The sequence below is a fragment of the Klebsiella sp. C283 genome, assembly GCF_048822555.1.
Taxonomy (GTDB): domain Bacteria; phylum Pseudomonadota; class Gammaproteobacteria; order Enterobacterales; family Enterobacteriaceae; genus Klebsiella; species Klebsiella quasipneumoniae.
The window spans coordinates 166630-192375 of sequence record NZ_JBMEZS010000002.1 but is presented as its reverse complement, the minus strand read 5'-3'; the positions used below and the strand labels follow the sequence as shown (position 1 = coordinate 192375).

General features: G+C 54.2%; 23 protein-coding genes and 2 pseudogenes. 13 read left to right on the top strand and 12 right to left on the bottom strand.

Annotated elements, in window-relative coordinates:
- Positions 1-45 precede the first annotated feature (45 nt).
- Positions 46-675: a helix-turn-helix domain-containing protein gene (locus ACOI7Z_RS03955; RefSeq protein WP_032452873.1), complete on the top strand. Its 630-nt coding sequence runs from the start codon at positions 46-48 to the stop codon at positions 673-675.
- Positions 676-776: 101 nt separating this feature from the next.
- Here ACOI7Z_RS03955 and ACOI7Z_RS03950 read toward each other — a convergent pair whose 3' ends face one another.
- Complete coding sequence (locus ACOI7Z_RS03950) at positions 777-1985, bottom strand: MFS transporter (protein WP_137916252.1); 1209 nt, start codon at positions 1983-1985, stop codon at positions 777-779.
- Positions 1986-2088: 103 nt separating this feature from the next.
- Between ACOI7Z_RS03950 and ACOI7Z_RS03945 the strand changes: the two genes are divergently transcribed.
- The gene (locus tag ACOI7Z_RS03945; RefSeq protein WP_048334823.1) at positions 2089-2994 is read left to right on the top strand and encodes a LysR family transcriptional regulator; all 906 of its coding nucleotides are present in this window, start codon (positions 2089-2091) and stop codon (positions 2992-2994) included.
- 187 nt (positions 2995-3181) lie between these two features.
- Here the strand turns inward: ACOI7Z_RS03945 and ACOI7Z_RS03940 are convergent, their stop codons facing one another.
- The 7 genes from ACOI7Z_RS03940 to ACOI7Z_RS03910 all read right to left on the bottom strand — a co-directional run bounded on the left by ACOI7Z_RS03940 (position 3182) and on the right by ACOI7Z_RS03910 (position 9887).
- Positions 3182-3610, bottom strand: a complete 429-nt coding sequence (locus tag ACOI7Z_RS03940; protein WP_087849395.1) for a cell envelope integrity TolA C-terminal domain-containing protein — start codon at positions 3608-3610, stop codon at positions 3182-3184.
- Between the two features lie 142 nt (positions 3611-3752).
- Positions 3753-4865 carry a M20 family metallopeptidase gene (locus ACOI7Z_RS03935; RefSeq protein WP_087849394.1) on the bottom strand — a complete coding sequence of 371 codons (1113 nt, stop codon included), beginning with the start codon at positions 4863-4865 and terminating at the stop codon, positions 3753-3755.
- Positions 4865-5620, bottom strand: a complete 756-nt coding sequence (locus ACOI7Z_RS03930; RefSeq protein WP_023289712.1) for a glutamine amidotransferase — start codon at positions 5618-5620, stop codon at positions 4865-4867. The genes ACOI7Z_RS03935 and ACOI7Z_RS03930 overlap by 1 nt, the downstream gene beginning before the upstream one ends.
- 14 nt (positions 5621-5634) lie before the next feature.
- On the bottom strand, positions 5635-6714 hold the full coding sequence (locus ACOI7Z_RS03925; RefSeq protein WP_044523249.1) for a phosphotriesterase family protein: 1080 nt from the start codon (positions 6712-6714) through the stop codon (positions 5635-5637).
- Positions 6715-6717: 3 nt separating this feature from the next.
- Positions 6718-7719 (bottom strand): ABC transporter permease, encoded by a 1002-nt coding sequence (locus ACOI7Z_RS03920; protein ID WP_023289710.1) that lies wholly within the window; start codon positions 7717-7719, stop codon positions 6718-6720.
- Positions 7720-7737: 18 nt separating this feature from the next.
- Positions 7738-8484, bottom strand: a complete 747-nt coding sequence (locus ACOI7Z_RS03915; RefSeq protein WP_072199055.1) for an ATP-binding cassette domain-containing protein — start codon at positions 8482-8484, stop codon at positions 7738-7740.
- A 380-nt stretch (positions 8485-8864) separates the two neighbouring features.
- Complete coding sequence (locus ACOI7Z_RS03910) at positions 8865-9887, bottom strand: LacI family DNA-binding transcriptional regulator (protein ID WP_032428845.1); 1023 nt, start codon at positions 9885-9887, stop codon at positions 8865-8867.
- A gap of 345 nt (positions 9888-10232) precedes the next feature.
- Here ACOI7Z_RS03910 and ACOI7Z_RS03905 point away from each other — a divergent pair, with 345 nt between their 5' ends.
- Positions 10233-11186, top strand: coding sequence for a substrate-binding domain-containing protein (locus ACOI7Z_RS03905; protein WP_087849393.1), 954 nt, complete (start codon positions 10233-10235; stop codon positions 11184-11186).
- A gap of 1 nt (position 11187) precedes the next feature.
- On the opposite strand, the gene ACOI7Z_RS03900 is transcribed toward ACOI7Z_RS03905, so the two are convergent.
- Positions 11188-12060, bottom strand: coding sequence for a PfkB family carbohydrate kinase (locus ACOI7Z_RS03900; protein WP_087849392.1), 873 nt, complete (start codon positions 12058-12060; stop codon positions 11188-11190).
- A 26-nt stretch (positions 12061-12086) separates the two neighbouring features.
- Here ACOI7Z_RS03900 and ACOI7Z_RS03895 point away from each other — a divergent pair, with 26 nt between their 5' ends.
- From ACOI7Z_RS03895 to lysM, 3 genes are all read left to right on the top strand, one after another.
- Positions 12087-12932, top strand: a complete 846-nt coding sequence (locus tag ACOI7Z_RS03895) for a BtpA/SgcQ family protein (protein WP_087849391.1) — start codon at positions 12087-12089, stop codon at positions 12930-12932.
- Positions 12932-13576 carry a TenA family protein gene (locus ACOI7Z_RS03890; protein ID WP_087849390.1) on the top strand — a complete coding sequence of 215 codons (645 nt, stop codon included), beginning with the start codon at positions 12932-12934 and terminating at the stop codon, positions 13574-13576. Before ACOI7Z_RS03895 ends, ACOI7Z_RS03890 begins: the two co-directional genes overlap by 1 nt.
- Positions 13577-13935: 359 nt before the next feature.
- Positions 13936-14385 carry a peptidoglycan-binding protein LysM gene (gene lysM / locus ACOI7Z_RS03885; protein WP_087849389.1) on the top strand — a complete coding sequence of 150 codons (450 nt, stop codon included), beginning with the start codon at positions 13936-13938 and terminating at the stop codon, positions 14383-14385.
- Between the two features lie 144 nt (positions 14386-14529).
- Here the strand turns inward: lysM and pgtP are convergent, their stop codons facing one another.
- Positions 14530-15921, bottom strand: a complete 1392-nt coding sequence (gene pgtP / locus ACOI7Z_RS03880) for a phosphoglycerate transporter PgtP (protein ID WP_087849388.1) — start codon at positions 15919-15921, stop codon at positions 14530-14532.
- A gap of 406 nt (positions 15922-16327) precedes the next feature.
- Here pgtP and pgtC point away from each other — a divergent pair, with 406 nt between their 5' ends.
- From pgtC to ACOI7Z_RS03860, 4 genes are all read left to right on the top strand, one after another.
- On the top strand, positions 16328-17548 hold the full coding sequence (gene pgtC, locus ACOI7Z_RS03875; RefSeq protein WP_087849387.1) for a phosphoglycerate transport regulator PgtC: 1221 nt from the start codon (positions 16328-16330) through the stop codon (positions 17546-17548).
- Complete coding sequence (pgtB, locus tag ACOI7Z_RS03870) at positions 17545-19554, top strand: two-component system sensor histidine kinase PgtB (RefSeq protein WP_087849386.1); 2010 nt, start codon at positions 17545-17547, stop codon at positions 19552-19554. The genes pgtC and pgtB overlap by 4 nt, the downstream gene beginning before the upstream one ends.
- A complete protein-coding gene (pgtA, locus tag ACOI7Z_RS03865; protein WP_087849385.1) occupies positions 19544-20794 on the top strand; it encodes a two-component system response regulator PgtA in 1251 nt (416 codons plus the stop codon). The genes pgtB and pgtA overlap by 11 nt, the downstream gene beginning before the upstream one ends.
- 218 nt (positions 20795-21012) lie before the next feature.
- A complete protein-coding gene (locus ACOI7Z_RS03860) occupies positions 21013-21351 on the top strand; it encodes a hypothetical protein (protein WP_087849384.1) in 339 nt (112 codons plus the stop codon).
- A 61-nt stretch (positions 21352-21412) separates the two neighbouring features.
- Here ACOI7Z_RS03860 and ACOI7Z_RS03855 read toward each other — a convergent pair.
- Positions 21413-21985 (bottom strand): annotated as a pseudogene (locus ACOI7Z_RS03855) (ISNCY family transposase); the annotation flags it as partial.
- A 183-nt stretch (positions 21986-22168) separates the two neighbouring features.
- On the opposite strand from ACOI7Z_RS03855, the pseudogene ACOI7Z_RS03850 reads away from it, so the two are divergent.
- Positions 22169-22303, top strand: a pseudogene (locus ACOI7Z_RS03850) (IS30 family transposase); the annotation flags it as partial.
- Positions 22304-22446: 143 nt separating this feature from the next.
- Here the strand turns inward: ACOI7Z_RS03850 and ACOI7Z_RS03845 are convergent.
- A complete protein-coding gene (locus tag ACOI7Z_RS03845) occupies positions 22447-23949 on the bottom strand; it encodes a PLP-dependent aminotransferase family protein (protein WP_080844606.1) in 1503 nt (500 codons plus the stop codon).
- A 53-nt stretch (positions 23950-24002) separates the two neighbouring features.
- Here ACOI7Z_RS03845 and ACOI7Z_RS03840 point away from each other — a divergent pair, with 53 nt between their 5' ends.
- Complete coding sequence (locus ACOI7Z_RS03840; RefSeq protein WP_240513451.1) at positions 24003-24968, top strand: C4-dicarboxylate transporter; 966 nt, start codon at positions 24003-24005, stop codon at positions 24966-24968.
- Positions 24949-25695 carry a transcriptional regulator, RpiR family protein gene (locus ACOI7Z_RS03835; protein WP_087849382.1) on the top strand — a complete coding sequence of 249 codons (747 nt, stop codon included), beginning with the start codon at positions 24949-24951 and terminating at the stop codon, positions 25693-25695. Before ACOI7Z_RS03840 ends, ACOI7Z_RS03835 begins: the two co-directional genes overlap by 20 nt.
- The last annotated feature ends 51 nt before the right edge of the window (positions 25696-25746 follow it).

The following is a 25746-nucleotide window of genomic DNA, read 5'->3' as shown; positions in this document are numbered from 1 at the left end:
GAAGCCAGGCTATAATCAGACAGGTCAATCTAAAGGTTATCGGTTATGTCCTCTTCAGCAAAACCTCACAGAGGTTCACCCTACGCGCAAGAGTTGATGACGCATTTACAGCCGTATTGCACGCCACGTAAAACTGAAAGGGGGGAGCAACTGGATTTCAAGGTGAATGGCCAGGGGATGTGTTACCTCATCCTTGAGGGAACCGTAGCGGTTTATCGCCGAAACGATAATATGATGCTGTCCACTGCGCGCAGTCCCGCCGTGTTTGGTCTTGCCAATCTGACGGATATTTACTTCGATGATTACATTAAAACTATCAACTCTTGCGTGATTGGCGAGATCTCCACCGCTCGTGTTCATGACATTATTAAAGAAAAGTCGTTATGGGGGCTGCTCTCAAAGCAACTGATGTTTGTGTATGGCCGACTTTACAACAATGTGATGCCGCAGGGCGCACCGACGGCGTACGAGATGATCCGCCAGCAGTTGCTCAATTTAATCGAAGAAGATGAGAGTTATCGCGCCGCAGTCACAGCGGAACTCTACATCCGTGAGAAAACCCATCTTTCTCGCAGCGGCGTCATGCGCATTCTTGCAGATTTAAAAACGGGTGGTTTTATCGAAATGGAAGAGGGAAGACTCATTAAAATCCATAAGCTTCCCGCCAGGTACTAAATTCAGACACCGTCAGACAAAAAAAACGCCCCTCATCTCCATTTAGCGACCACACCAGGGTCAATGATAATTTTAATGCCCAGGGCAGGGCGCGCCATGTTCTACCCAGTGGGGCACCGATCGGGCGGGATCGTCCGCTTAGCCAGTTTCTTTTGCAAAATGATGATAATAATTGGGGATCCTGATGCGGAAATTGCACATAGCGCCAGCAACGTGTCCATATTCTGGAGCGCCATGCGATGGTCAGGTAACAGAAAAGCGGACAGGAAAAATGCGGCAGTCGTCATCAGATACATCATGGACGTCTGTAATGAAGAGAATCCCGCTCGTTGGTTGTTATCAGGAAACTGAATCGTAACCGCCGAAGATGAAACCAGACGACTGTAAGCTGCCCCGAGAAATAACGTCATAAACAGCGCCGGATGCGGATAGCCCAGGAAGGGTATCAGCAAGCTCAGAATAAAAACGAGGGTTGACCCGGTCGCCAAACTCAATGCAGAGAAACGAGAGGTTAATGCCCCTGTCATTCTTGTAGACAGATACCCCGCCAGTCCCCCGCCGAAGAACAGCCAGGGCAGCAGGCCTTCAGAAGCCCCCAACAGCTGCGTCATTAATGGCGCCAGAACAGGAATGATCAGCATTGGACTAAACTGTACCAGCGCATTACCGGAAGCAAACAGTAAAGTATCAACATCGAGGGGCAGCGCGTAAGACGTGTCGAAAGTGACGGGGTCCTGAGGGATGACAGTGACGATCAATGGCAATGCCAACAAACAGAGCGTGCTGATTAACCACAACGCGACATGCCAACCGTAATGAGTACACAAAAATAATATAGCGGGCATCCCCACAACGCTTACCAGCGAAAATGACGCAATCACCGTCGCCAACATTTTTCCGCGCAAGTCAGCCGGCGTGTGGTTTATCAAAATACCGATCCCCACACCCATTGTCGTCCCTCCTACCAGCCCTGCGAAGAATCGCAAGGTAAGAAGAAGAGGAAAACGGGTCATGAATGTTGTCAACAGTGTCGCCATGGCTAGCAGCACCATATTAGCGATAAGAAAACGCTTCTTATTGCAACGGTCAACCCAGTAAAAGGCGATAATTCCCGACAGGACGGCTCCAGAGGTGTACATACCGGATACATAGCCTGAGAAGGAGACGGGAACAGCGAAATCCGCGGCCATAAATGTAAAAACAGGACTGAACATCATATATTCCAGCGCATTAGTAAACTGCACAAAAGCGATGACCAGCGCTATCCGTATCAGCGCCTTTTGATTAAATGTTGTGGTGACCCGTGGCATAGCAAGCGACCTGATGATGAAAGATAACCTAGCTTAACTGCTATCAAACTTATCGATTAGATGGTAAAAATGGCACTCATTATTATCATATGTGGGATAGTTGATGCGGCCAGTTCTTGATTTTAATGCGCTGAAAGTCTTCATCGCTGTAGTTGAAAGAGACAGTTTTGTGGGGGCATCGAAAGCCCTTGAAATGCCGGCATCAAATGTGAGCCGTTGCATTGCTCAGCTAGAAGACAAACTGAATCTTCAGCTTATTGAACGCAGTACCCGACATATGAAACTCACTCAGGCGGGGCATCTACTCTATACCCGGGCGAAGCCATTACTGGAAGCGCTTGAGCAAACTGAAACCGAATTAACGTTGCGGCAAATGCAATTCAAGGGGCCACTACGTATCTGTATTCCCAATGAAATCGGTCCTGCACTGCTGGGCGCTATTGTTGCCGATTTCGCCTGTCAGCATCCGGACCTGGAGATAAGTTGCGTCACCAATTTGTCTGGTTATGAATCCCTGCGCGATGATCTGGATCTCGCTGTCATTGTGAGTCGTGGTCAGATGGATGACAGTGACTACATAGCCCGTCATCTGGTGACCATCCCTTGCACCATCGTTGCGGCTCCCTCCGTTATCCAGCGTTATGGCACGCCTTCTCGTATACAGCAATTTGAAGAATTGCCCTGTATTACAACGGTAAATGCGCTTAAAGGCGCTCCCTGGCAGTTTGTGAATAAAAAGGGCGGATTCGAGACGATTAAAGTGAACGGTCGTTATCGGGTCAACAGCGGGGAGATGGCAGGGCGAGCGGCCATCTCAGGCGTCGGTTATGCCATCCTGTCGAAACAAGCCTGCCAGCCCTATATTGACGATGGCCGGTTAATCGAAATTGAATTTGAACAATCGGCAGCCCCCTTGCAATTGTTCGCCCTGTATTCCGATCGGCGTTATTTGCCTGCAAAAACAAGAGCGCTTATTGATTTCATGCATCAGAGATTGAGTCATGAATAAGAGGCCATCATCAGCGCACCTGGATGCGCTGTCCCGTTCAGCCGGCGCTCTTGCCGCTCATCACCTCGACTCAAGCACCATTGAATCATTCCTCACTGATCGCCAAAAAGCGTCTGTTAGGCAGGCTGTCAGCTTAACTTTTTAGTCATTGCCCTGGCGATGGCCGGGGCGCTTACTACGGGCAAGCTCAGGCCTTCAAGTCCAGTACGACATGGCTGAATGTTTGATAGGTTTTTTCATCTGGCGCAGGCGGAATTTTGGCGACTTTCAGCGCGGACATCACCTGCGCGCAGAATGGCCGATCGCCGTTGTCGACCGTCGGATCCTGCACCGTCCCGTCACGCTGCAGGGTAAAGCGCACCGAGCATTTTTGCCCTTGCCAGGAGTCCGGCTGGTCTATGTTAGCGAAGATAGCCGCCTGGATCCGCGCCAGATAGCGTGAGGCATTGGCCTGCGGTGACGTATCGGCACCCGTTTGATAATCGCGAAGTATCTTATCCACTTCTGCCGATATTTGAGCGTCTTCGGCGCTGTCCGGCGCAGAAGCATGACCCGAACAGGCGGAAAGGAGGAAAGAGAGGGTGCAAACGAGCACGGCGTTGATTTTCACGGACATGGTAAGCCTCCTTGCTGGTGGTGAAACATTTCGTGTACGAGGCGGTTATCCTCTGTTATTCCGCGAGATTATTCAAACGCTGAATGCATCATGCTCGTTTTAAGTGACACTGTCACACATTTTGGGCTTTCGTCGCGGACGGTTAGGCCATCCAGTCGCGGATCAGGTCACCGTATAGCCGTTCTGCCTCCGCCAGCCGGCTGAGCAGGCAGTACTCGTCGGTTTGATGAGCCATCGACGGCTCCCCGGGGCCGAGAATAATACAGGGCGGGTCGCCCAGGGCAGGCAGCAGCAGCGAGGCGTCGGTAAAGTAGGGCACCACGCGCGGCGTAATCGGCTCAGCGTGCAGCGGCTGACAGCGTTGGTAAACCTGCTTAATCCATGCGTGATCCTCCCGGCTCAGGACCGCAGGCAGGTCGACCAGCGTGGTGACCGTAACGCTTTCGCCCAGCAGCGTCGTTAAGCGCTCCCGGATAGCGGCGTGCTGTAAATTGGGCGCGCTGCGGATATCGACATCAAAACGCGTGCGGTCCGGTATGGAATTAATATTGAGTCCGCCCTCTATGCGTCCGACGTTGAGGGTGGGTTGCTTCATCAGGGGATGCGGCGCGCCCGGCGAAAAATGCTGGATCTTACCCAGCGCATCCGCCGCAAGATAGATAGCATTGATCCCCAGCTCCGGCATCGCGCCGTGGGCGGTTTTTCCCCGCGTTTCGCAGCGTAGCCAGAGGGCGCCTTTATGGCCGATAACCGGGTAGTTGGCGGTGGGCTCACCGACGATCAGCGCGCCCACCTCTGGCAACGTCTCGGAGGCGATCAGCGCCCGCGCGCCGTCGCAGCCGGTCTCTTCTCCGCCGGTGATCAGCAATAGTGCGCCGCGCCCGGCGCGAATCGTTTGCCGCTGATGAACGCAGGCGACGGCAAATGCCGCTATCGCCGCTTTCATATCGCTCGACCCGCGTCCATAAAGACGCCCGTCTTCCATCTGCGCACCGAAAGGATCGTACTGCCAGCGGGCATTTCCCAGCGGGACGGTATCCAGATGTCCGGTAAAGGCCAGCGGTTTACCGCTCTTCGACCCGGGCAGCCTGGCGATAAGATTGCAGCGTCCCTCGCCGAATGACGACAGCGACACCTCAAAACCGCTATCGGCAAGCCAGTCGGCGAAGAACCGCATGCAGTCGGCTTCGCTGCCCGGCGGGTTGATGGTGTTAAAGCCCAGCAGTTGCCGGGCGAGCTCAAGGGTAGCGGTCATCAGCGGCGTTCCGTCAGCCAGTCGAGGCAGTTAATCCACAGCTGGCGATAGCCGGGCCATTTGGCAAACTCTTCCGGCAGCCAGTGCGCCGACATGTCGCTGGTCCACACCAGCGAGCGCCCCCGCTGATATTCGCGAATGGCCAGCAGAGGATGATCGGTACCGGCCACGGTCGCCAGCAGTTTACCTTCCGGATGCATTTCAACCTCGTTATAGCCCAGCAGCCACGGCCATTCGCCCGGAATATCGTTAAACAGGGGGTGAGATCCCGCCACTTCCGCAAAGCAGCCTTCCGGGGTTTCAATGCGATCGTCCCAGGCCAGGCAGCGAACCGGCAGCACTTTCTCCACCGCGGTATTACGGTAGCGCGCGCCGCCGTTGATCCCCTGGAAGCTGTAATAGCCGCCGATCATCATCAGCGCCCCCCCGCCGGCCACGTAATCATGCAGGAGCGTTAGACGGTTGGCGGTGCGGCGGCTCTTCAGCCAGGTGTCCGGATGCAGCAGCAGCGTATTGGCGCCGATATCCGAAAGGATGATCGCATCCCAGTGTTCCAGCGCTTCCAGCGTCAGCGGAAAGTCTGTCGCCGCCGCGTGGGCGGGCATATAGGTAATGGCATAGGGACTGTCGGCGAGCGCGGCCAGAAAATCCGTTGCGCCGGTGTGCCAGGTGGCGGTGGCAAACTGGTCGAAGCCTTTAACGTGCGTTGAGGTGCTGGTCCAGGACTCACCGACCAGTAAGATTTTTTTCTGCATGATGACGTTTCCTTTTATCCGCCAAAGACCCGCTGGGGGTTTCCAATCATTAAGGTTTCAAGCTGTTCGCCGCTGACGCCGTGGCGCCGCAGACGCGGAACAAAATGCTTGAGTATGTAGCCGTAACCGTGGCCGCCGTAGCGGGTGAGCATGGTTTTCAGGAAGACATCCTGCGACAACAGAATGTGCTGGATATAGCCGTCGTCAATTAACTCGCGGATCGCGCGGGCGTTTTCCTCGTCGGAGGGCGACTGCGCTGACTCGTCGGCGTAGTAATAGCTCATGCCAATCATGTCGTATTCGAGAAATGCTCCGCGCTGGGCCAGTTCGCGCTGGTAGCGTTTATCGGCAAAGCTGGGGTTCATATGGCACAGCACGGTATGGCGTAAATCGGCGCCTTCCTGCTCGAGAATATCCAGCACCCGATGACCCAGCCGCTCCCAGCCCGGCAGATGGACCTCGATCGGCACGCCGGTCGCGGCGCTGGCCCGACCCGCAGCGCGCAGGGATTTCTCCTCATCCGGCGTAAAACGGCTGGAGATACCGATTTCGCCGATAAGCCCGGCGAGTACCTCCGGTTTCTCCTCCGCGCCGCCAAGATCGTAAATCAGCCGTTCGGTCAGCTGTTCAACGCTGCTGGTCCTTACCCACTCGGGGTGCGAAGGCTCCAGATAGAGCCCGGTGCCCATAATAATGTTCAGACCGGTCAGACGCGCGATGCGCGCCAGCGCTTTCGGATCGCGGCCAATACCGATATTGGTCGGGTCGACCACGGTTTCGCCGCCAAGGGCGCGATATTTAGTGAGTTCCTCAATCGCAACGTCGACATCAAACAGCTGACAGTTATCGCGGCTCATCAACGGATTCAGCGACAGTTCGCCAAGGTTTTCCATTTTCACCGGCATTTCGGCAAGATGGCGATCGCTACAGCAGCAGGGCGGCACCCATTTGCCGGAGGCATCCAGCAGAATATGCTCATGCATCAGGGTGACGCCCATTTCGTTAATCGGCAGCGGGCCAAGCACTGTCATCACGTAACCGCTGCTGACGCCAACCGGCAGCGGTGAGGGATGACGAAAAATTGATCCGTTCATCAGCTATCCTTTTGCCGCGGAGCGCGTGGGGTTGAGAATGCGGGTGTTCAGCCAGATAGCCAGCAGGATAATGGTGCCGGTAGCTATCTGGGTGTAAAACGGCGAAATATGCGACAGGATCAGCCCGTTCTGAATGACCGCAATCGACAGCGCGCCCAGCAGCGTGCCGATAATGGTACCGAAGCCGCCAAACAGGCTGGTACTGCCGAGCACCACGGCGGCAATAACCTGCAGTTCAAAGCCTTCGCCCTGGTTGGAGGAGCCGCTGCCGAGGCGAGCGGTAATGATCATTCCCGCCAGCGCGGCGGCCATGCCGCTGAGGATATAGACCTTCATCGTGACGGCTTTGGTGTTAATCCCGCTGCGTCGCGCGCCTTCAGCGTTGGCGCCGATAGCGGTCACGTAGCGACCAAAACGCATGTGATTAAGAACGATATGCCCGATCAGCAGAATCAGAATGCCGAGCAGCGCGGGCATGGGGATACCGACTACCCACGCGCGTCCGATAAAGGTAAACAGGCTGTCAGCCGGAACCGGAATCGAATAACCCTGAGTGATCAGCAGCGCGATGCCGCGAACCACAGCCAGAGTGGCGAGGGTGACGATAAACGCCGGAATCCCTTCATAGGCAATAAAGAAGCCGTTGATGGCGCCAACGACGCCGCCGAGCAACAGGCCGCCGAGCAGTACCACCGGCCACGGCAGCCCCCAGCTATTCAGGGCGATAGCGGAGAGTGCGCCGACCAGCGCCAGGGTAGAGCCCACCGACAGATCGATACCGCCGGTGGTAATCACCAGGGTCATCGCCGTCGCGACGATCAGCAGCGGGGCGCTCTGACGGATGATATTCAGCCAGTTGGTGCCGGTGAGAAAGTTGCTGGTGATCAGCGAAAACACCACGCAGCAGAAGACGAAAAAGAGCGCGATGCTGACTACGCCCGAGTGGTTATGCAGCAGGCGGCGCGGCAGCGAATGCTGGATCATGCGGGAGCTGCTTAAGTTCATGATACTCATCCTGTTACCTCAATGTGCAGCCGCAGAGCGGGCGGTGAATTTTTCGCCCACAATCAGGTTAACGATATCGTTCAGGCTGGTGTCGGACACCCGCCTGTCAGCGACATTGGTACCTTCATACATCACCATGATCCGGTCACACACCAGGAACAGGTCCTGCAGGCGGTGGGTAATCAGAATCACGCTCACCCCGCGAGCGGAAACGCGGCGAATGAGTTCCAGCACCGCTTCGACCTCCGCGACGGCCAGCGCGGCGGTGGGTTCATCCATAATCAGCACTTTCGGGTCAAAGGCCGCCGCGCGGGCGATGGCAATAGCCTGGCGCTGGCCGCCGGAGAGATTTCGCACCAGCAGGCGGGTATCCGGAATAGAGATCCCCAGCCCTTTAAGCATCTCTCTGGCATCGGCGTGCATTTTGGCCTCGTCGAGAAAGGGAATACCGAGGACCGATTTCATCGGCTCACGGCCCATAAACAGATTGCCCGCGACGTCGACCGTGTCGCAGAGCGACAGATCCTGATAGACCATCTCGATATGGCAGCGGCGCGAATCGGCCGGATTGGTAAACTGCTGCTGTTCACCGTCGATACGAATCGTGCCGCTGGAGGGGATCACCGCGCCAGAGAGCACTTTGGTGAGGGTGGATTTCCCCGCGCCGTTATCGCCCACTAAACCCAGCACTTCGCCCGGGGCCAACTCGAGGTTAACGCCGCGCAATGAACGTATCGACCCGTAGGTCTTGGTGATATTGATCATCTCCACCCTTGGCGGGGTAGTTTGTGGCTGCTGCATCTGATAACTCCCATCGCTATTGCCGGGAAAATGTTCGCCATCCTGCGGGAGAGACTCTATCCGTCACGGTTTACAATCTAGTAAACCGGTTTACCTGCGGATCAGAGCCCTCGCCAGTACAGTCAGGACAAACGCTATGTAAGATATTTGTTCGCCAGTAAGAACATTGCAGCATCCGTGCCAGGGCAGGAACAACACAGCAGCCCTGTGACTTAACCTTATGTATTCAATAGGTTTTATTGATTACAATCCGGTAAACCGGTTTACTGATTATAGTGAATAAATTGTTAATTGATCGTTTTTTGCGCCAAAAACGGGCGCTTTTGCGTCATTATGGGACATGCTTAACAGATCTTGATCGAGTCGCGACCAATCCATTCAACCGGCAGGCGGGTTTCCGCTGGGATATCCGGATCGTCGTTTAGCAGGCGCATCATGATGTGCACCGCGGTGCGCCCCAGTTCCCGGGCGGGCTGGCGGATAGTGGAGATCCGCGGCTGGGTAAAATCGGCGTAATTGGCGTCATCGAAGCCGACTAGCGAAAGCGCCTCCGGCGCCTGGAGCCCGCTGGCGCGTAGACCGTCAAGCAGACCGAGCACCAGATAGTCGCTGGCCGCGAAGACGGCGGTAGGGCGAACCGGTTGGCTGAAGAGGTGCCGCAGCGCCTGCTGGCCAAACTCGCGCTGATAGTCGCCGTACATCACCCATTCGGGCGGCCAGCTCAGGCCGGCTTGCTCCATCGCGGTGCAAAAACCCTGATAGCGCTCACGGACGCTCATCAGTTTGTCCGGGCCGCCGACGAAAGCGATATGACGATGCCCGGCGGCGATCAGTTTTTCGGTGGCGATGCGCCCGCCCTGAACGTTATCAGCAAACACTTTTGGAACCTGACTCCCGGGAATATCTTCATCCAGCAGGACAATGCGTTCGTGACGCTGGATCTCCTTGCGCAGCAGGCCGTTATCGGGGCGGTTGGTGGTGAACAGCAGGCCGTCTACCTGGCAGGTATCCAGCCAGCGGATGAACTGGCACTCTTTTTCCGGGTTGTTGCGGGTGATACACAACACCAGGCTGTAGCCGCTGGCAGAAGCGGCCTCTTCGGCAGCGTCGGCCAGCTCGGCAAAGAAGGGGTTGGTAATGTCGGGGAGCACCAGGCCAAGCGTCTCGCTGCCGCCTTTGCTCAGACGGCGCGCCAGGCTATTGCCGCGATAGTCCAGTTCGCGAATGGCGGTTTCGATACGGTCGATGGTGTCCTGCGGCAGCACAATACTGTTGTTCATATAGCGCGACAGGGTCGCTTTCGACAGTCCCGCCAGCTTTGCCACATCAGATAACAATACGCGTTTTATACTCATTTCCTGCGCCATCTCTGCCAGAATCGGCTATCTGTAACATAGTTAAGCGCGGTGGATACAGCAATTTCTCTGTGCGTAATAAGCGAAAATAAATGCTTGACAAATTTTAATCAGCAGAGAATTGTATAGACAGTTTACCGCATCATCCGGGAAGTCATTCCCAAACCCGTTTAAGTCATTCCAGTCGCGCACCGACACGGACCGGTTGCCGGGATGACATTAAGCAGGTATCCGCCGAACGATCGATGATTGTTCTGGCCATATAGACGATATTTGCCCGCCAAAAAAACAATCCTTCTGCGTTCGCATGCGGCGCGGAACTCTGCTGGCTATCAACTATTCCCGACGAGGATACTGATGATGTTATTTTACACCGGAAAACTGCGTTTACTTGCTGTCGCCACGACCATGCTGGCATCGATGAGTTTTATTTCTGCCGCCAGCGCTGCCGGTCCGACTTATGCGCTGGTGCAAATCAATCAGCAGGCGCTGTTCTTTAATTTGATGAATAAAGGCGCGCAGGATGCGGCTAAGGCCAGCGGCAAGGATTTAGTTATTTTCAATTCTAACGATAATCCCGTGGCGCAAAACGACGCGATAGAAAACTATATTCAGCAAGGCGTTAAAGGCATTCTGGTCGCCGCTATCGACGTTAACGGAATTATGCCAGCGGTAAAAGAAGCCACCGCCGCTAACATTCCGGTGATTGCGATTGATGCCGTATTACCGGCCGGACCACAGGCGGCCCAGGTCGGCGTGGACAATATTGAAGGCGGCAGAATTATTGGTAAATATTTTGTGGACTACGTGCAGAAAGAGATGGATGGCAAGGCGAGGGTGGGGATTGTCGGCGCGCTGAATTCGGCCATCCAGAACCAGCGGCAGAAAGGGTTCGAAGAGACGCTGAAAAGCAATCCGAACATTACCATCGCTAACGTGGTCGACGGGCAGAACGTGCAGGATAAAGCGATGACCGCGGCGGAAAACCTGATCACCGGCAACCCGGATCTGACAGCAATCTATGCCACCGGCGAACCCGCGCTGCTCGGCGCTATCGCCGCCGTAGAAAACCAGGGGCGCCAGAAGGACATTAAAGTGTTTGGCTGGGATCTGACGGCGAAGGCGATTTCCGGTATTGACGGCGGCTACGTGACGGCCGTCCTGCAGCAGGATCCGGAAAAGATGGGCGCCGAGGCCCTGAATGCGCTGAACAGCATCACGTCGGGAAAAACCGTGCCGAAAACCATTCTGGTTCCGGCGACGGTGGTGACCAAAGCGAACGTCGATGCTTACCGTCCGCTGTTTAAGTAGGTCAACGCGCGCCGTCCTGGGTTAACAGGGCGGCGAGCTCATGGCTGCCGGGAAACGCGCTGAGCGTTCCCCGGCGGCTAACGGTTATGGCGGCAGCGCGGCTGGCGTGCGCCAGCGCCAGGTCATCCGGCGCGACGCCGCGCAGCAGGGCGGAGGCCAGCATGACGGCGAGGAACGTATCGCCTGCGCCGGTCGTATCAATCGCTTCGGCGGACACGGCGGGACAAAACTGGCGCTGTCCCGCCTGAACCAGCCAGGCGCCAGCGGCACCCTGGGTTATCACTAAGGTTTTCACCCCATAGGGCTGAAGCAGCTCGGCCTCGGATTCATTGACTACCGCGATGTCGATAAGCGGCCACAGATAGCAAAAGTCAGGATTGACGGGCGAGGGGTTGAACACCGTGGTCATGCCGAGAGTTTTGGCGTACCGGAACAGCGCCCGCGTTTTATCAAGGGAGAAATTGCCCTGCTGCAGCAGAATATCGCCGGCGGCGGCATCCGCCATATGCGGAATAATATCCTCAAGGCTGAAGGCGTCGGCAGCCGCCGTCGTGGTAATGATGGCATTGTCGCCATCAGCGCTATTTAAAATAATCGAGGTGTCGCTATGTTGATTGAAAGGTTGGTCGGGAAGTAAGGTCAGTGGTTCATTTTTTATCTGCTGGCGGATCCAGGCGCCGTTGCTGTCATTTCCCGTGGCGGCAATTAAACGCGTCTCTATTCCACAGCGGGATAATATAATCGCCTGATTCGCGCCTTTACCGCCGATATCCTGCGAAACTTTAACGCCGTGAATGGAAGTGCCTTTTTTCGGTATATCCGGAATGGACCAGGTTTCATCGACGGCAATATTACCGGTAACGTAAACACGCATAGTGTTCCCTTAACAGGATGGATAAGATGGTTGCTATCTCAGCAGAAAAAACCAATGCAATACAAGCTATTTTTTCACGAAAAAAAGCCGTTATTGGCGTTATTCATTGCGATCCTTTTCCTGGCGCACCTAAATATCGAGGAAAATCAGTCTCCGATATTGTTGAGCGTGCGCTTCGCGATGCTGAAAATTATATTTCAGGCGGTGTTCATGGTCTGATTATTGAAAACCACGGCGATATTCCGTTTTCTAAACCTGAGGATATCGGCCATGAAACCTCCGCGCTGATGGCGGTCATTACCGAGAAAGTTCGTGAGCGGTTTGCGGTCCCGCTGGGTATTAACGTCCTGGCTAACGCGGCGATCCCGGCGATGGCCATCGCGCTGGCGGGTGGCGCCGATTTCGTCCGCGTCAACCAGTGGGCCAACGCCTATATCGCCAACGAAGGATTTATCGAAGGGGCGGCGGCAAAGGCGCTGCGCTACCGCAGTATGCTGCGCGCTGAGCATATTCGCGTTTTTGCCGATAGCCATGTCAAGCACGGTAGCCATGCCATCGTCGCCGATCGTTCGATTCAGGAGCTGACGCGCGATGTTGATTTCTTCGAGGCCGACGCGGTGATCGCCACCGGCCAGCGCACGGGCGATAGCGCCACAATGGCGGAAATTGACGAGATCCGCGCGGCGACGGCGCTACCGCTCCTGGTGGGCTCCGGGGTAACGCCGGCTAACGTGAGGCAGATCCTTGGGCGGACCCAGGGGGTCATTGTGGCCAGTACGATGAAGGTCGATGGCGTCTGGTGGAACGATGTTGAGCTGGCCCGGGTGAAGCATTTTATGTCGGTCGCTCAGGCCGCGTTGGAGGAAGCCTAATGGAAGCGTTTAGCGAACGCCTGCTGCGCGAACATCAACCGGCGTGGCAGGCGATGCAGCAGCACCCGTTTGTCACTGATATTGAACAGGATCGACTGCCGACAGCCGTCTTCAACCGCTATCTGGTGTTTGAGGGCAACTTTGTCGCGACGGCCATCGCGATTGTTGCCCTTGGGGTCAGCAAAGCGCCGGGTATTCATCAGCAGCGCTGGCTGATTGGCGTGCTGAATGCCCTGGCTGATACGCAGATCGCGTGGTTTGAGCAGGTGTTGTCAGCGCGGCAGATCGATCCCGCTGAGTACCCGGATGATTTGCCCGGGGTACGGCGTTTTCGCGACGGTATGCTGCGGACCGCCCGCGAGGGCAGTTATGAGCAGATCGTGACCCTGATGTTCGGTGCGGAGTGGATGTACTCTTGCTGGTGCCGACGGGCGAGCGATCATCGACAGAGCGATGCTGATTTACGACGCTGGGTGGAAATGCACGCGGAGGACGAATTTTATCAGCAGGCGCTCTGGCTAAAGAACGAACTCGACCGTTGCGCCATGGCGCTGAGTGAAAAAGAAAAGCAGGCGCTGTCGGCACTTTACGGTGAAGTACTGCAGTGGGAAATTGATTTCCATCACGCTGCGTACGAGGAATAGCCGCGAGGTGAATCACAGGAGGCGCCGGAAGCGGCGTCTTCTGAAATCTTGCTCAGGTGGTCCGCGTCTTATCCGGGCATTGCCTCTCCAGCCATTGTACGACGAGGGGCCATCATTTCTCTGCATGGCTGGGGGGGCTATGTCCGCTTCCATTTCGTGTCGCCTTGCCGGAATACAGACTTTCCTGCCGTAGCGGGGCAAATATCCTGCACTTTGACGCTTATTGATTATACTTTGATGGTGGCTTGTGCTGCTTCAGGCAGTTGACGCGAGGGCGGGTAGCAAACCAGCCCCCCTGACATTGGGTCAACAGGTCCGATGATGATGTGATCATGTAACAGTCGAGGAGGTATGGAAAGATGGGATTATTAAGTTTTGTGAAAGAAGCGGGCGAGAAAATATGGGACGCCGTCTCCGGAGACAGTAAAGAAGAGCGGGCCGATAAACTGAAAAAACATATCGATGGTCTTAATCTGCCTGGCGCCGAAAAGGTCAATATTGATGTTGCGGACGATGGCACCGCCAAGGTCACTGGCGATGTCGCTTCGCAGGAGGATAAGGAAAAAATTCTGGTAGCGGTCGGGAATGTCACTGGCGTAGGTCAGGTCAGTGACGGCGTTAAGGTGACGCAAAGCGGGGCGGAAAGTCGTTTTTACACGGTCAAATCCGGTGACACCCTGAGCGCTATCTCCAAAGCGATGTATGGCTCTGCCAATGATTATCAACGTATTTTTGAAGCCAATAAACCGATGCTGACGCATCCCGATAAAATCTATCCGGGTCAAGAGCTGATTATCCCGGCGAAGTAGGCCGTTCATTCCACTCAGTAGTAACATCAGTGATGGCAGGGATACTTGCTTTATACCGTCGTCGGGAGCAGCTGCGGACATCAATTCCTCTCTCAACGGCAAAAGAGCCAGCAAGCTGGCTCTTGTTTCCCCGGGTTCAGGCGCTTACTGCGCGTCAGCCAGCGCCAGCCGGGCCTCTTCCTGCTCGCTGTTTTTACGCTGTTGCTCAAGTTCCAGCGCGCCGCGATGAGAAAGATAGCAGAACAGGATGCAGCAGACGATCCCGCCCATCAGCAGATAGAACCCGCCGTGCCAGCCCATTTTATCGACCATCACGCCGAACAGGCTGGTGCCTAACGAGGCGCCAAAGATATAGCTCATAAATCCGCGCAGGCCCACGGCGGAGCCAACGGCAAAGCTGGGGACGATCTCCATGGTCTGGACCGAGGCCAGAAACTGCGGGACGTAAATCAGGCAGCCCACAATCGCCGCAAATACCGTGACCATCAGCAGTGATTCGCTTTTCCAGTAGCCGATCAGACAGATGAAGATCAGCGCCATGCAGATCATGGCTAACGGCATCCGGCGGCCTTTGAACAGCTTATCGGAAAGCCAGCCGGCCAGCAGGGTTGACGGAATCGCCGCCCATTCAAAAAACAGGAAGGCGACGCTCATCTGCTCTTTAGAAAAATGTTTCACCGTCAGCAGGTAGATTGGCAGCCAGCTGATCATGCCGAAACGCACCATATAGACAAACACATCCACAAGGGAGACATACCAGGCGTTTTTGTTACGCAGGACGTAGGTGCAGAAGATCTGGAATGCGCTCATGTTCTCCGGCGCTTTCTGGGCGTGTTTGGTCTTCAGCACCACTTTCTCTTCCGGCATCATCTCTTCCAGCGAAGGCAGGCCCTCCTCCCGCGGCGAACCTTTACCCAGCACCAGTACGCTGATGGCGAATACCACCGCCACGCAGGCCGGCACAATGTAGCTGGCGCTCTGCCAGTGCTCGGTACCGAGAATCGCAAACGCGGCGCCGACGATCGGGGCGACAATTCCGCCGCCGACGTTATGGGAAATATTCCAGAAAGCTCCTACGCGGCCACGCTCCCGGCGCGGAAACCAGTTCGCGATGGTAATGAAAGAGGGGCCGACCCCCATCCCCTGAAACAGGCCGTTCAGGACAACCAGCGCAGCAAAAACCCAGAATGCGGTGCTGAATCCTAACCCGACGTTGACGATGGCGCACAGTACGAGACCGCAGGCCATAAACACTTTCGGGCTGGCTTTATCCGCGAGGCTGCTCATCACGCCTTTACTGATCCCGTACGCGATGAGCATACAGCTGCTGAGCAAACCGATCTGCGTGGCGCTAAGATCTAACTGTTCTTTCAGATAGGGCGTGGATAAGGTGAAGTTATTGCGCACGATATAGTACGCCAGATATCCCAGAAATACGCTTATCAGCGCCTGCATACGGTATCGACCATACGTTGCCTGAATTTTCTCAGCAGGAACTGTATTCGCCGACGGCCCTTTTTTTAATAATGATAACATGTCGTCACCTGTATTTTATATTGATGTGAACATCAGGAGCATTCGGCCTGAAGGGTGAAATAAGCGGCCGTAAAATACAAATCGTCGAAATGAGTCAAAACTGACTCAAACTAATGAATTGATGGGTTGATTTTGACTCATATTGAATGAGCGAGAACCTGCGGAATTAATGTTGCGCTGATTTTATGTCCGGCTTGTGCGGACTCTAACAAATTACCCAATCATTATCTGGTAATCTTTAGCGATATTCCCGGGCGCCCGTTTGGCTATTTTTCCGCTCGCGGTGATTAATTCGCCAGCTGTCATAAACGGGTAAGTTTTGTCTCAACGTAATTTTTTCGGTATTTCAATATTTATGAACGGGATCACAAACATGTCCCTTCGTCGGGGCGGGATAGTGAGCAAAATGCTCGCGATGCTGCTGCTGACCGCCTGGCTGAGACCCTGTGCGGCGCAAAGCAATGAGCTGGTGATGGCGACGACATTTTCTCCCAGCGCCACCGTGTGGATTATCGATCGCTGGCAGAAAGAGCCGGGGTCAGTGACGATCAGGACGCTCAACCGCACCAGCGCCTCGCTGGAACAGCTGCTTGAAACGGCAAATGCCGAAAATGTCGATCTGATCCTGACCTCGTCGCCGATGCTGCTGCAGCATCTTCAGGAGCATAAAAAGCTGGCACCGTTCAGCGGTGCGCCGGCAGTCAGCCAACAACTGGTGCCGGAATCCATTCGCTCCACCTCCGTGGCCGTAGCGATTTCCGGGTTCGGTTTGCTGATTAATCGCCCGGCGCTGATGACACGGCACCTGCCTGCGCCAGCGGACTGGGATGATCTGACCGATCCTCGCTATCAGGGGGCGCTGCTGATGAGCAGTCCGTCGCGTTCGGATACCAACCATCTGATGGTGGAGTCGCTGTTGCAACAAAAAGGCTGGATTAAGGGATGGGCAACGCTGTTGATGAGTGCGGGAAATCTCGTAACCATTTCATCCCGCAGTTTTGGGGTGGCGGATAAGATTAAAAGCGGCCTGGGCGTGGCCGGTCCGGTGATTGATAACTACGCCAATCTGCTGATGAACGATCCGCACCTGGCTTTTACCTATTTCCCGCAGTCGGCGGTTTCGCCGACCTATGTCGCGGTGCTTAAAAACAGCCAGCACGCCAGCGAGGCGCGGCGGTTTATTCGCTATCTGTTAAGCCCGGAGGGCCAGACGATCCTCGCCGATGCCAATACCGGGAAATACCCGGTAACGCCCCTGGCGGCGGGCAATCCGCGGGCGGCGCAGCAGGCGGTGCTGATGAATCAACCGCCATTGAACTATCGGCTGATCCTCAAACGCCAGCGCCTGGTGCAACGGATGTTCGATACGGCGATCAGCTTTCGTCTTGCTCAGCTAAAAGATGCCTGGCGAGCGCTGCATAGCGCGGAGGCCCGTCTCAAGCGTCCGCTGCCCGAGATTCGCGCGTTGCTGACCCGTGTGCCGGTCGATCCGGCGAGCAGCGAGGATGAAGCCTGGCTGGCTCAGTTCGACAATAAGAGCTTCGCGGAACAGCAGATGATGGAGTGGCAGCTCTGGTTTCTCAACAATCAGCGGCAGGCGATTAATAAACTGGAAGAACTGAAATGATGGGCAGGTCCATGCTGCAACGTCTGCGGCAAATCAGTATCAGTAGCAGCCTACGCGGGGCTTTTCTGATGGGGGCGCTGCTGACGCTGATTGTCAGCAGCGTCAGCCTCTATTCATGGCATGAGCAAAGTTCGCAGATCCGCTATTCGCTGGATGAGTATTTTCCGCGCATCCATTCGGCTTTTCTGATTGAAGGTAATCTCAACCTGGTGGTCGATCAGCTCAATGAATTTCTGCTGGCGCCGAATACCACGGTACGGCTGCAGCTGCGCAACCAGATTATCCAGCATCTGGATAAAATAGAGCGGCTGAGCCAGGGGTTGTCGCCGGCAGAACGGCAGCAGCTGGCGGTGATATTGCAGGACAGCCGCGCGCTGCTGGCGGAACTGGATCGCGTGCTCTACAACATGTTTCTGGTTCGTGAAAAGGTGGGAGAGCTTTCGGCGCGGATCGACTGGCTGCACGATGATTTCACCACTGAGCTGAATTCGCTGGTGCAGGATTTTACCTGGCAACAGGGAACGCTGCTCGATCAGATTGAAGCCCGACAGGGGGATGCGGCGCAGTACCTGAAACGCTCCCGGGAAGTGCAGAATGAACAACAGCAGGTCTATACGCTGGCGCGTATTGAAAATCAGATCGTTGACGACCTGCGCGACAGGCTCAATGAACTGAAATCCGGTAATGATGACGGCATGCGGGTGGAGACGCATATCCGTTATCTGGAAAACCTGAAGAAAACATCGGATGAAAATATTCGTGCGCTGGATAACTGGCCGAGCACCATTACCCTGCGACAAACGATCGATGAGCTGCTGGAAATTGGCATGGTGAAAAATAAGATGCCGGACACCATGCGCGACTACGTTACCGCGCAAAAAGCGCTCGTGGAAGCCAGCCGGGCCAGAGAAGCGACGCTGGGACGCTTCAGAACGCTGCTGGAAGCCCAGCTTGGCAGCAGTCACCAGCAGATGCAGATGTTTAATCAGCGTATGGGGCAGATTGTCCGGGTCAGCGGCGGGTTAATCCTGGTGGCGACGCTGCTGGCGCTGCTGCTGGCGTGGGGGCTGAACCATTATTTTATTCGCTCGCGGCTGGTGAAACGCTTTACCGCGCTGAATCAGGCGGTGGTGCAGATTGGTCTGGGCCAGACCGAGGCGACCATTCCGGTTTACGGGCGCGACGAGCTGGGACGTATTGCCGGTTTGCTTCGCCATACCCTGGGTCAGCTTAATGCGCAAAAACAGCAGCTTGAACAGGAGATAGGCGAGCGGAAAGCGATTGAGGCCGATCTGCGTGCCACTCAGGACGAGCTGATCCAGACCGCTAAACTGGCGGTGGTGGGGCAGACGATGACCACCCTGGCGCATGAGATCAATCAGCCGTTGAATGCGCTGTCGATGTATCTTTTTACCGCAGGAAGGGCGATCGAGCAGGGACAGACGGAGCAGGCGCGGACGACGTTAAGCAAAGCGGAAGGGTTGATCAACCGCATTGACGCGATTATCCGCTCCCTGCGCCAGTTTACCCGCCGCGCAGAACTGGAAACGCCGCTGCACCCGGTCGATTTGCGCCAGACCTTTACCGTGGCGTGGGAATTGCTGGCGATGCGGCATAAACCTCAGCAGGGGACGCTGCTGATAGCGGATGACACCGTCTGGATCCTGGGAGACGAAGTGCGTGTTCATCAGGTGCTGGTGAACGTGCTGTCAAATGCCCTTGATGCTTGCCCGCACGCAGCGCAAATCACCGTGAGCTGGCACATCCAGGGCGAAAGGCTGTGCGTGTTGATTGCCGATAACGGCCCCGGCTGGCCTGCGGCCTTACTTCCTTCGCTGTTAAAGCCGTTCACTACCAGCAAAGCCGTGGGGCTGGGAATAGGGCTTTCGATATGTGTTTCGCTGATGACGCAAATGGAAGGGGCGTTGCGCCTGGCGTCGACGTTTACGCGCAGTGCCTGCGTGGTGCTGGAATTCAATTTGACGGATGTAAAAGATGTTGAGTAATCACTGTTCGATTCTGCTGATTGATGATGATGCCGATGTGCTGGATGCCTATACGCAGCTGCTTGAGCAAGCGGGGTATCAGGTCAGTGCCTGTAATAATCCTTTTGATGCGCGGGAGCGGGTGCCGAAGGACTGGCCCGGCATTGTTTTAAGCGATGTCTGCATGCCCGGCTGCTCCGGAATCGATTTAATGACATTGTTTCATCAGGATGACGATCTGCTGCCGATTCTGCTTATCACCGGTCACGGCGATGTGCCGATGGCGGTGGAGGCGGTGAAAAAAGGGGCCTGGGATTTCCTGCAAAAGCCGATCGATCCGGGCAAGCTGCTCACGCTGGTGGATGCCGCGATGCGTCAGAGGCAATCGGTGATCGCCCGTCGCCAGTATTGTCAGCAAAAATTACAGGTTGAGCTTATTGGCCGCAGCCAATGGACGGATCGGTATCGCCAGCGCCTTCAGCAGCTGGCAGAGACGGATATTGCGGTATGGCTTTACGGCGAGCCGGGAACCGGCCGGATGACCGGCGCGCGTTACCTGCACCAGTTAGGGCGTCACGCCGAAGGTCCGTTTATCTCCTGCGAACTCAGCACGGCTAACGCCCACACGCTGAATGAACTGATCGCGCAAGCCCAGGGCGGGACGCTGGTCTTAAGCCACCTGGAGCATCTGTCTCACGGGCAACAACATCATCTGGTACAGCTGCAGAGTCATGAGAAACGGCCTTTTCGCCTGATTGGTATCGGTAATGCTTCGCTGGTGGCGCTGGCCGCCAGCAGCCAGATAGTGGCGGAACTCTATTACTGCTTCGCGATGACGCAAATTGGCTGCCAGCCTCTGTCAAAGCGACCTGATGATATCGAGCCGCTGTTTCATCACTATTTGCAAAAAACCTGTCAACGGCTGAATCATCCCGTCCCGGAGGTGGATGCCGGTCTGTTGAAGGGGATGATGCGGCGGGTGTGGCCAAATAACGTTCGCGAACTGGCGAACGCCGCCGAGCTGTTTGCGGTGGGGGTATTACCGCTCGCGGAAACGGTGAATCCGCAGATGCTTGTCGGCGAACCGACGCCGCTGGATCGGCGGGTTGAGGAGGTCGAGCGGCAGATTATCACCGAAGCGCTGAATATCCACCAGGGACGTATTAATGAGGTGGCGGAGTATCTGCTGATACCGCGTAAAAAGCTCTATCTCAGAATGAAGAAGTATGGCCTGAGTAAAGAGCACTACAAAGGGGTTTAGGCATGGCGCCAGACGATGGTTAATAATATCCTGAATGGTTCCTGTGCCGGAAAATAACGATGTTTTTACGCTAAAGGGGCAGGGAAGGGTGAACCCTTATGAATACCTGAAAAAAGAGGACACCATTTTTTAAATGGATTTTTTATATAGATTTGCAAAGGTGAAGAGGTAAAAACTTGAGCACCTGTTATTTTTTTATTTTATAGAAGGAATTCTGAGTGAAGCGCATTAACGAACGTGCCTGGGAAGTGTTTGGTATCTATGGAAGGGTTTGTGAAAGCTGCTCCGGGGCGATCGCATTAAGCCTGTTGCAGGTGCTGGCGATGTTTGGTTGCCTTGTGAAAAGAGAGGCTGGCGGGTTAACGCTGTATTGCATTCTGACTTTCATCGCCGTTGTGGCGACGATCGGTTTTTTTGCCTCTCTGATAAGTATAGGAAGAACTATTCATATCCAAAGTGAAGGTCATAAGGTAGCTGAATTCCTGATTTCCTGCGTTTTTTATCCGGTCGTTATCGGTATCCTGCTTTCGGCGCTTGCAACGCTTCAATCAATATAAGGTGACATCAGGCGTAAGGACCACAGAGCGATCTCCACGCCATCATTTTAAAGTGGCATGAATAGGTGAAGGTCGATTCCGATTTAACGAAACGAAGCTGCATCAGGCGGCTCGTCGCATCGTCGACATAGACCAGCGCGGTACAGGCGGGCGCACGGTTCTCGAACCAGTGATGGTCGCAACCATCAATCTGGATCAGTTCGCCGCAGCAGGCCCGAAGATAACGTGACTGCTGAATTTTCGGCGCACGTTGTTTGCGGGGGATCCAGAGACCGGCTTTGACCATGAGTGAACGGACAGTCTCTTTGGACAGATGAACATCATGCAGTTCTGCGAGTTTCTCACACGCCAGCGTCGACCCAAAGTCGGTATAGCGCTCGCGGATAATATTGAGCGCGTACTGTGCAAGGTCATCTGGCAGCTGGTTATTGCTGAGATTTCAACAATGGCGGTTAGCGATATCTGGCGAGCCTGATTCACGGCAGTGCAACAGAAGGCGTCGGTACTGGCGATCAGATATACTCAGGCGCTGTGTGGCCATCTGAGTGGTCAGACGCCGGTCGACAACGTCCTGAATAATTTTGAGTCGGTTAACTTCGTCCAAAGTGAAAACGTCCGCTGCATGAGCCGTCATCAGAATCCCTCCATGGTGAATCCACGTGTCACTTATCCAGGAGCAGGCTTTACAACTCAGCCACCATAATCTATGTCAAAGCTAAGTTCAGATGTCCGGGGCAGGGCAAAGTCAAAATGTCCGCTTAGTGCTGTGAGTTTAACGGGTCGATGCACGCTATCCTTAATCAAGGGGGACGTTGCCATGAAACGAAAAACGCGCATTACGAAAACGATTATTTGGGACAGATATAAGCAAGTTGATGACCTACATGATATCGCCAGAATGTTCGACAGATATCATTCTTCTATCTTGCCCACTTTCCGCCAGACTTTTGGATAACACCTCAACTCAGGTGACCAAATTAATTAAACCACTACAGACAGTGGCCACAATGATATAGTGAATGTTACCGGTGTCACTCTGGTAACAAGGAAGATCATAGGATCGTTGATGAAACGTAAAATAGTCATACCGCGAAATCAGATCCTGTCGAGGCCTGAATACAGTGCGTGACTCAGCCTTTCAAGAACCGTCTCGCATTCATTCACATCAGTATTCGCGAACCCTAATACGATAAAATCAGACGTCGCGTCAGTATCTAACGTGTAGTTTCCTGTATCAGCAACCTGAATATTGTTTCCGGAAAGCCAGTCATAAACCCAGATGGCTTTTTCAGGCTCGCTGAATTTGACGTAAAGTTGCAGGCCACCTGGCGGGACGCTGAATTGTGCGTCCGGCAGGTATTTCCGTACCAGAGCCACCATGTCATCTCGTTTATGCCGGTATACCGTTCGCATTCTTCGCAAATGTCTCGCATATGTTCCACTTTTCAGCAATTCAGCTACCCATTGTTGCACAAGCCCGCTTGTACCGCGTGACAGACTCCAGTGTAGAGCAGCCATCTGTTGTATTAGATGGCTGTCTGCAACCAGATATCCGAGCCGAACGTTATTGAAAAGTACTTTGGAAAAGGTACCCATATATACGACCTGTTCTGAGGCTGCGGTTGAACGGAGGGCAGGGCGGGGAACTTTGTCGAAGTAAAATTCACTGTCATAATCATCTTCCAGCAAAAGTATCTTCTTCTGACTTGCCAAATGAATTATTTCGCTTCGTCTGCTATCCGACAACGTGATGCATTGCGGAAAATGATGTTCCGGCATCAGATAAAGAATATCCTTCGCCGTTGGCCGAAAGTCGGATAGATCGATTCCCTCAGGATCCATCCTGTGTGACTGTAGATTGTAGCCGAAACGCGAAAAATTACGGGCAAACTCCAGGTAGCCCGGCTCGCCAAAATGAAAACATGTTCTCTCCTGGCGTACCGTCATGGCCAGAAGCAGACTTCCATACTGTGAACCGGGGACAATCAGCACTTCCTGGGGACTGGCTGAGATCCCCCGGGAAGGAAGGATTTGGTCACAGATTAGTTGACGTAGCTCCAGATTCCCGGCGCTCTCGCCAAACTGATTAAGCCTGTCAGGATAACGCAGCACGCGGTTGAAAGCCTGCCGGAACTCACCGACCGGAAGATGAGCCGTGCTGGCATGGCTGGGAAGCAGGGATAAGCCCCCGGGAAGAAATTTATCGCTCGCGTAGGCGATCGGGGAGGGGGCAGCCGCAACCGGACCAGGCGGTGACGCATCCGGCTTTTCCCGGTAAATCACCATCGTTCCTCTTCCCGTATGGCTGTGACAGTACTCTTTCATGCAAAGCGCTTCATAAGCCCGGACAACGCTTCCCCGGGATACTCTCAGCTGCCGGGCCAGCTCCCGGGAGGGGGGCAGGTACTCGCCATAATTCAGTTGACCCTTGATGATCTGCCAGCTGATTTGCTGCTCAATCTGTTGGTAAAGCGGAAGAGCCGTCGCGCTGCGGCTGAGGTGAATTTCAATCACACAAACCCCTGTGGTCCAATTATTTACCTGAATTGGACCTTTAAACAGTAATGGCACAGGACCAATATAGCGGAAATTTAGCATGCATCTGTCCTGGGCGCAGTAATTTTGCCCGGAAATTAAAAGTGAGATATACGGTGTCCGAAAAATTTCAAACTGTCAGCTTCGATCTCTATTCCTCGGTGATGGGGATAACCGGCCTGGGCCTGGTATGGCGGGCCGCAGCAAAAACCTACGACGTGTCCGCGTTGCCTGGTGTAGTATTCCTTGCGACAGGATTAGCGGTATTTTTAGTACTGACCGGTATCCAACTTCTGCGGCTGGTTTTTTGCCGTCAGATTATCCTTGCAGAATGGCATTCACGTGCCAGTAAGAACTTTTTTTGTGCTGCCACAATTTCAGGTTTTCTGCTCGCAATGGGACTGCTACCTTACAGTATCCTGCTGGCGAAGGTGCTCTGGATAGCGGCCGTCGCCGCCCAGATTTTTTTCCTCACGTGTACATTCCGCCGCTGGCTTATCGATCAGCTCGATACGCATGAAATCAGCCCGGTATGGCTTATACCTATGGTGGGCAACGCCTCTCCGGCTTTCGCGGGCGTGGATCTGGGGTTTCCGGGCCTCAGTAAGATGCTGCTGTTTTCAGCTCTGCTCTGCTGGGCGCTTTTTATGCCGCTTATCCTCTGGCGTATCGTGTTTGTTCGTCCTGTTACCCCGCAGAAGGCCATGCCCGGCCTGGCTATTATGGTTTCAGCGCCTGCGGTCATCGCCGTCGGACTGTACTGTATTTATGGCGGTATGAATGACGTAATTGAATTCATGGCCTGGACCGCACTTTTCTTTGCCATTGTGCTCATCAGCCTGTGGCGAAGAATGATCCCGGATACGTTTGGGCGGATCTGGTGGGGATTTACCTTCCCGTCAACGGCACTGGCATCTGCCCTTATAAGGGTTGACGCGGCATCCATGACCACACTGAACCACACGCTTGCACTGGCGGCACTGACATTCGCGACCTTTGTAGTATGCTCCATTATTGTTATGACCGTCAGGCAATCACTGTTAACTCTCTGTTGGGGCAGGCATGCAAAACACTCCGGATAGCGTATTTTACAGTCCTCTTTATGTGAGAGTATCTGAATATCTTTTTTATGCCGGTAAGCGAAACGTCTTTACCGCCATTGCGATGGCGGTAATTGCTAAAATCGAAGAATTTCCGTATGTGAAAATCGAAGAGCTGGCGTCGTACTGTAATACGACGCCTTCGAGCATCACCAAATTCGTCAGGGAACTGGGATACGGCTCGTTCCAGGAATTAAAAAATGACATAGCTCCCTATCGGTTGACGCATCAGGGTATAAAAGGAATGACTGAAAAAGAGGTCATCGAGGAAATATATAAATATATACCTTATGAAGAGTGCAGAAAAATGGCAGAGGTCATTAATAACAGTCGTTCCGTCATTATTCTGTCTAACTCATTTCTTTTCAATATTGCAAATGTCATGAGGGAAAGCATCAGCAGCAGCAACCGGAAGGTTTATCTGGTCGAGCGTTCAAACAACGAACTGATCAAAACCATTCTGCGACAGGTTGACTGCGTTTTTATTCTTACCCTGACAGGACAATGGATAAACTCATGCCAGTATATAAATAACGTGTCTGAAAAGTCGCAATTATGCCTTATTTCAGGAAGCGTGCCAGCAATCCTGAATAATAAACCAGCCCATTCCATCGAACTTAATAATTACCCTCAAATGTTATACGCAAACTATTTTTCTCATAAATACCTTGAAAGTATTGTTTTTAATATCGTACAGAACGTGATTTAGCTCACAAAGTTATTTTCCAAAACAGGAAAATGATAGTTTTTGATTTACAGC

What these genes read in the sequence shown, in the direction of transcription:
- pgtC (WP_087849387.1), top strand. Translation starts at nt 16,328, where the DNA reads ATGCTCGCGATGCTGCTGCTGACCGCCTGGCTGAGACCCTGTGCGGCG.
- ACOI7Z_RS03910 (WP_032428845.1), bottom strand. Translation starts at nt 9,887, where the DNA reads ATGGCGCAGGAAATGAGTATAAAACGCGTATTGTTATCTGATGTGGCA.
- ACOI7Z_RS03835 (WP_087849382.1), top strand. Translation starts at nt 24,949, where the DNA reads ATGCAAAACACTCCGGATAGCGTATTTTACAGTCCTCTTTATGTGAGA.
- ACOI7Z_RS03930 (WP_023289712.1), bottom strand. Translation starts at nt 5,620, where the DNA reads ATGCAGAAAAAAATCTTACTGGTCGGTGAGTCCTGGACCAGCACCTCA.
- lysM (WP_087849389.1), top strand. Translation starts at nt 13,936, where the DNA reads ATGGGATTATTAAGTTTTGTGAAAGAAGCGGGCGAGAAAATATGGGAC.
- ACOI7Z_RS03935 (WP_087849394.1), bottom strand. Translation starts at nt 4,865, where the DNA reads ATGACCGCTACCCTTGAGCTCGCCCGGCAACTGCTGGGCTTTAACACC.
- ACOI7Z_RS03890 (WP_087849390.1), top strand. Translation starts at nt 12,932, where the DNA reads ATGGAAGCGTTTAGCGAACGCCTGCTGCGCGAACATCAACCGGCGTGG.
- ACOI7Z_RS03955 (WP_032452873.1), top strand. Translation starts at nt 46, where the DNA reads ATGTCCTCTTCAGCAAAACCTCACAGAGGTTCACCCTACGCGCAAGAG.
- ACOI7Z_RS03920 (WP_023289710.1), bottom strand. Translation starts at nt 7,719, where the DNA reads ATGAACTTAAGCAGCTCCCGCATGATCCAGCATTCGCTGCCGCGCCGC.
- ACOI7Z_RS03950 (WP_137916252.1), bottom strand. Translation starts at nt 1,985, where the DNA reads ATGCCACGGGTCACCACAACATTTAATCAAAAGGCGCTGATACGGATA.
- ACOI7Z_RS03905 (WP_087849393.1), top strand. Translation starts at nt 10,233, where the DNA reads ATGATGTTATTTTACACCGGAAAACTGCGTTTACTTGCTGTCGCCACG.
- ACOI7Z_RS03895 (WP_087849391.1), top strand. Translation starts at nt 12,087, where the DNA reads ATGGTTGCTATCTCAGCAGAAAAAACCAATGCAATACAAGCTATTTTT.
- ACOI7Z_RS03845 (WP_080844606.1), bottom strand. Translation starts at nt 23,949, where the DNA reads ATGCTAAATTTCCGCTATATTGGTCCTGTGCCATTACTGTTTAAAGGT.
- ACOI7Z_RS03945 (WP_048334823.1), top strand. Translation starts at nt 2,089, where the DNA reads ATGCGGCCAGTTCTTGATTTTAATGCGCTGAAAGTCTTCATCGCTGTA.
- ACOI7Z_RS03900 (WP_087849392.1), bottom strand. Translation starts at nt 12,060, where the DNA reads ATGCGTGTTTACGTTACCGGTAATATTGCCGTCGATGAAACCTGGTCC.
- pgtB (WP_087849386.1), top strand. Translation starts at nt 17,545, where the DNA reads ATGATGGGCAGGTCCATGCTGCAACGTCTGCGGCAAATCAGTATCAGT.
- ACOI7Z_RS03925 (WP_044523249.1), bottom strand. Translation starts at nt 6,714, where the DNA reads ATGAACGGATCAATTTTTCGTCATCCCTCACCGCTGCCGGTTGGCGTC.
- ACOI7Z_RS03915 (WP_072199055.1), bottom strand. Translation starts at nt 8,484, where the DNA reads ATGATCAATATCACCAAGACCTACGGGTCGATACGTTCATTGCGCGGC.
- ACOI7Z_RS03940 (WP_087849395.1), bottom strand. Translation starts at nt 3,610, where the DNA reads ATGTCCGTGAAAATCAACGCCGTGCTCGTTTGCACCCTCTCTTTCCTC.
- pgtP (WP_087849388.1), bottom strand. Translation starts at nt 15,921, where the DNA reads ATGTTATCATTATTAAAAAAAGGGCCGTCGGCGAATACAGTTCCTGCT.
- pgtA (WP_087849385.1), top strand. Translation starts at nt 19,544, where the DNA reads ATGTTGAGTAATCACTGTTCGATTCTGCTGATTGATGATGATGCCGAT.